Genomic DNA, 825 nt, shown 5'->3' on the forward strand with positions numbered 1-825 from the left:
TCTTTGCGTTGCTCGAGAACGTGTGCGCTCCAACCGGTTGTACGGGAAATGACGAACAGCGGTGTGAACATAGCGGTCGGTACGCCCAATTTTTGGTAGGAAACGGCGGAGAACCAGTCCAGATTCGGGAACATTTTTTTCTCTTCCCACATCACGCTCTCCAAGCGTTCGGCAATGTCAAAGAGGCGCATATCGCCGGTTTCTTTGCTCAAACCGCGTGCCACTTCTTTAATGACAACGTTGCGAGGGTCGGAAATGGTGTACACCGGATGACCAAAACCGATCACGATTTCTTTGCGGCCGATGCGTTCGCGGATGTCGGCTTCAGCTTCGTCGGCATTGCGGTAACGTTTTTGAATATCGTAAGCCACCTCGTTCGCGCCGCCGTGTTTCGGACCTTTCAACGCGCCGATTGCACCGGTAATGCAGGAGTACATATCAGAGCCTGTACCGGCAATCACGCGGGCGGTAAAGGTAGAAGCGTTGAACTCGTGTTCTGCATACAGAATCAGTGAAACGTGCATCGCTTTGATGTGTGATTCGCTTGGGCGTTTGCCGTGCAACAGGTGCAGGAAATGACCGCCGATGGTCTCTTCGTCGCTTTCAACTTCAATGCGTTTGCCGTTGTGCGAATATTGATACCAGTACAAGAGGATGCTGCCGAGGCTGGCGATCAGTTTGTCGGCGATGTCGCGCGCTTCACTTTCCGGATGGCTTTCACGTTCAGGATGAACGCAGCCCAGCATGGATACGCCGGTACGCATTACGTCCATCGGATGGGTATGTGCAGGCAGGCTTTCCAAAACTTTAATCACACGGATAGGC

1 protein-coding gene is annotated in these 825 nt (G+C 53.0%); it reads right to left on the reverse strand.

The features are described from left to right. Positions 1–825, reverse strand: an 825-nt coding sequence (locus tag ACTHUR_RS13060) for a citrate/2-methylcitrate synthase (RefSeq protein WP_440398936.1), incomplete at both ends; no start/stop codon positions are given.

It is taken from the genome of Neisseria sp. P0021.S007 (assembly GCF_051956855.1).